The sequence below is a fragment of the uncultured Maritalea sp. genome (assembly GCF_937139385.1).
GTDB lineage: Bacteria > Pseudomonadota > Alphaproteobacteria > Rhizobiales > Devosiaceae > Maritalea > Maritalea porphyrae_A.
The window spans coordinates 1-4110 of sequence record NZ_CAKZPW010000278.1 but is presented as its reverse complement, the minus strand read 5'-3'; the positions used below and the strand labels follow the sequence as shown (position 1 = coordinate 4110).

6 protein-coding genes are annotated in these 4110 nt (G+C 51.9%); 1 reads left to right on the top strand and 5 read right to left on the bottom strand.

The window, feature by feature from the left end; all coding sequences use genetic code 11:
- Both Q0231_RS11355 and Q0231_RS11350 read right to left on the bottom strand, forming a co-directional pair.
- Positions 1 to 987 (bottom strand): iron-containing alcohol dehydrogenase (locus tag Q0231_RS11355; RefSeq protein WP_299347752.1); only part of this gene is annotated, 987 nt, incomplete at its 3' end.
- Complete coding sequence (locus tag Q0231_RS11350) at positions 984 to 1403, bottom strand: saccharopine dehydrogenase NADP-binding domain-containing protein (protein ID WP_299347751.1); 420 nt, start codon at positions 1401 to 1403, stop codon at positions 984 to 986. The genes Q0231_RS11350 and Q0231_RS11355, both read right to left, overlap by 4 nt.
- Positions 1404 to 1644: 241 nt before the next feature.
- Between Q0231_RS11350 and Q0231_RS11345 the strand changes: the two genes are divergently transcribed.
- Positions 1645 to 2091, top strand: a complete 447-nt coding sequence (locus tag Q0231_RS11345) for an Lrp/AsnC family transcriptional regulator (protein WP_269393263.1) — start codon at positions 1645 to 1647, stop codon at positions 2089 to 2091.
- Here the strand turns inward: Q0231_RS11345 and Q0231_RS11340 are convergent.
- The 3 genes from Q0231_RS11340 to uraD form a co-directional block, all read right to left on the bottom strand.
- Positions 2088 to 2582, bottom strand: coding sequence for an ureidoglycolate lyase (locus tag Q0231_RS11340; protein ID WP_269393262.1), 495 nt, complete (start codon positions 2580 to 2582; stop codon positions 2088 to 2090). The genes Q0231_RS11345 and Q0231_RS11340 overlap by 4 nt on opposite strands.
- Before the next feature lie 4 nt (positions 2583 to 2586).
- Positions 2587 to 3417: a bifunctional allantoicase/(S)-ureidoglycine aminohydrolase gene (locus tag Q0231_RS11335; protein ID WP_269393261.1), complete on the bottom strand. Its 831-nt coding sequence runs from the start codon at positions 3415 to 3417 to the stop codon at positions 2587 to 2589.
- Between the two features lie 2 nt (positions 3418 to 3419).
- Positions 3420 to 4110: 2-oxo-4-hydroxy-4-carboxy-5-ureidoimidazoline decarboxylase (uraD, locus tag Q0231_RS11330; protein ID WP_299347750.1), on the bottom strand; the 691-nt coding region annotated here is incomplete at its 5' end.

The following is a 4110-nucleotide window of genomic DNA, read 5'->3' as shown; positions in this document are numbered from 1 at the left end:
AGCCATGGCACACACTTGATCTACGAGTTGGTCATCCAGGCCCATGTCGGTGAGGGTGTGAGGTATGTCCAGCAATTTTCGCAGTGACAGTATCCAGTCCAGCACAGCCTCGAAAGCGGTGTTTTCGTCATCAGCTGGCAAGTCCAGGGCCCTCGCCAGCGCCGGCAACCGCGCGCTGATTGCCGGCTTGTTGAATGCAACAACATAGGGCATAAATACCGCGTTGGTCAGCCCGTGATGGCTATCGTAAATAGCCCCAACCGGGTGGCTTAGCGCATGAATAGCGCCCAGGCCCTTCTGAAAAGCCGTGGCTCCCATGGTTGCTGCCACTTGCATGTGGCCCCGCGCCTCAATGTGGCCGCCCTCTCGAAAGGCAATCGGTAGCCACTGTTTAATCAGTTGCATACCCTGTACAGCGATGCCGTCTGCCATGGGGTGAAAGCCCACTGCGCAGTAGGCCTCAAGGCAGTGCGCCAGTGCATCCATGCCGGTGGCGGCGGTGATCGTCGGGGGCAAGCCCACCGTTAGCTGCGGGTCTAGAATGACAATTTCTGGCATCATTTTGGGGTGAAATATCAGCACCTTACGCCGCTCTACTTCATTGGCAATGACCGCGACGCGGCCCACCTCCGAACCTGTACCCGAGGTGGTAGGCAGCGCTACAATAGGTGAAATTTTTGCACTATTTGCGTTTACAAAATTGTCGCCCTCGTCTTCGAAAGACCACAGATCTTGAGTTTGACCACTTTGAAAGGCAATTGCTTTTGCTGCATCAATAGCGCTACCTCCGCCAAGCGCAATCACGCCGTCGTGCTTGCCAGCACTAAATACTGCAACCCCGTCGGCGATATTATCGCCCACGGGGTTGGGCTGAAGGTCGCTAAAAACAGCCACAGAGTAGCCCGCGTTGACCAGGACGCGCTCAACCTCGGTGTGTGGCGGTAAGCCCAAAAGACCTGGATCGGCCACGAGCAGTGGACGAGTCATACCACATTGGCGGCAGGCGGAGGGTAAATCCTGTACGCGCCCGGGGCCAAACCACACTGAGGCATAAAGGCTGACTTGGCGTCTTTGGCCAAATCCATCACAAACTTCGTCGATTTCACATCTTCAGTAAGATCGAAATAGTTGGCTCCGGCTTTCTTCGCAGCGGTTGCAATGGCTGGTGTTAAGAAATAGGGCGCGGCGCTCAATACAGCGTTTTTGCCATCAAGCGCGCCCAAAAGCTCAACTTCGTTGGAAACGTCAACCTTCTTCGTAGCAATACCAAGTTCGGCCACTTGTGCGAGCATCTTTTCGTCTGCATCGGCGATTGTGACGTTGAACTCTGGCGCATTTTGCAAAATCACCGCCACCATGCGACCAATTTTACCACCGCCAACAACCAAAACTTCCCAATTCATATTTATCCCTCAGGTTGGAAAACTAAACTGGGACTATTGTGCTGGAAATGACTGTCAGAATATAGCGATACGAAACGCTGAATATCGTCATTATGACGATAAATATCACAGAGATCCGTTGAAATGACGATTCTAAATCGTTCGTTAACTCAAGTTTACACTGAATCAATGAGAACAATTGGGATGGACCAAATCGTCATAATGTCGGATAATTGCCGAAATACCGAAGCGAGAGCATGCCGTGACCAATCGACCTCTACGAGATGATTTAGACCGCGAGTTGGTTGCCCTGTTGCAGGCCAATGCGCGGGCAAAAACCTCTGATATTGCCAAGAAACTGGGTATTGCCCGCACCACTGTGCATGAACGCATCACACGGCTTGAGCGCATGGGTTATATAACAGGCTACACGGTAAAATTGGCGCAAGATCCCGGCCAACAGATGGTCGAAGCCTTTGTGCTGATCGAAGTGCTGCAGCAACAGAATAAGCAAATCAATGAAAAGCTGGCCAGCTTTCCCGAAGTTAAACTGAGCCTTGCGATTAGCGGAGAGTTCGATTTGCTGGTATCCGTAGAAGCCCCGCAACTTGAAGACATCGACGAGGTAATCGACGAAATCGCCCTCATTCCCGGCGTGCGCCGCACGCAAAGCTCGCTGGTGTTGGGACGCAAATTGGATCGGCGCTAGTCGCCAAAATCTACGATAAATCCTTCTTCAAAGAAATATTCTTCCAAATTGTCGCCGCGCCCACCCCGGTCGACCACCACAAAATCGCTTATTTCACCGAGTGTGGTCAGCACCCCGTGCCACACGTTTTGGCCAATATTTATGCCTTGCCCGGGTTTGGTAAGGAACGCCAAGGGCGTACCCGGCACGCCGTCTGTGTCGTGGGCCACAATCACCAAAAACGGGCGTTTGGTCATGGGGATAAAGGCTTGCGAGCCAAGCGGATGGCGTTCGACCATTTTTAAGTGCAAAGGTAGATCATAGGGCTTGCCGCGAAACACATTGACCAAAGTGCGCGCGTCCTTGCCCCCTAATTCCACCGTCGCGAGATCATTAAACCGCGTACACATGCCATTGTTGATCCCAAAGTGTTCAGCCTTACTCAGATCGATCACTTCACCAAACGGAGCGAACTGCTCTTCGGTTAGCGGCACAATTTCGATGCTGTCCATTGCTCTATCCTTTGAGGCTGAGTTTGGGATGGCGGTTCACGTCTTTATAGAGCAAATAGCGGAACTTGCCCGGACCACCCGCATAACAAGCTTGCGGGCAAAAAGCGCGTAACCACATAAAGTCGCCAGCCTCCACCTCCACCCAATCCGAATTGAGTTTATAGACTGCCTTGCCTTCCAAGACGTAGAGCCCGTGTTCCATCACATGGGTTTCTTCAAAAGGGATTACGCCACCCGGCTCGAACGTAACGATGTTCACATGCATATCGTGGCGCAAGTCATCAGGCTGGACAAAACGAGTGGTCGCCCATGCTCCATTTGTGTCGGGCATTGGGTTGGCTGGAGTCAGCTTTTCGTTGGTCACAAAAGCTGTGGGGTGGTTGATCCCTTCAACCGCTTCATACTGCTTGCGGATCCAGTGAAATTTCACCGGATGCGCGGTGGCATTATGTGCGGACCAATCGGCAGATGGGGGAATATAAGCATAGCCACCCTCGGCCATGCGATGGGTTTGCCCATCCAATTCAAGATCCAACTCGCCTTCAACAACGAACAAAACCGCCTCAGATTTTGGGTCCGGTTCCGGCCTGTTGGAGCCACCGCCCGGTGCAATTTCAACAATATATTGGGCAAATGTTTCAGCAAAACCTGACAAAGGACGCGCGATAATCCACGCTCTAGTGTCTTCCCAGTGGGGCAAATAGGAGGTGACAATGTCGCTCATCACGCCTTTTGGGATAACTGCATAGGCGTCGGTAAATATGGCACGCCCGGTCATCAATTGGCTTTGGGGCGGCAATCCGCCCGTCGGTGCGTAGTATTTTGAATTTGGCATATCTACTTCACCATATCCTTGAGGCGCAAAAGGGCAATTCGCTCCACCTGTTTGCAAGCGGTTGAGAACTCTGTTTCGCTGTCATTGTGAATGCGCTTTTCAAACTGCGCAAGAATTTGATCTTTTGTGAGACCTTTAACCGCAATAATGAACGGAAAACCATGTTTGGCCACATATTCACTGTTCAACGTTGTAAACCGTTCCCGCTCAGCGTCTGTGAGTGCATCAAGGCCCGCCGATGCCTGTTCAGATGTTGATTCAGCGGTAAGACGTTTTGCTGCGGCCAACTTGCCGGCCAAATCTGGGTGCGCGCGCAAAACGCCCAAGCGTTCGTCTTCGTTAGCTTTGCGAAATTCTGCAGCCAACAAAGAATGTACACCAATCGCTGTGTCATGGGCTGCGCCCATTTCGCGTTCATAGGCGCGTTCAGCAATCCAAGGGGAATGTTCAAACACACCACCAAATTGGGCAACAAATTTTGGTTTGGTAAGTGTTGAAGGGCGGTTTTGTCGTTTTACAAAAGGATGATTTTTGGCCCAATGTTCAGCAATTTCTATGCGTTTGGCGATCCAAACATCATCGTGGCTTTGCACATATTCGATAAAGCGTTTTAACGCCGCAATCCGTCCGGGTCGCCCCACCAACCGGCAATGCAAACCAATATTGAGCATTTTCGGCGCACCAGCCGCCCCT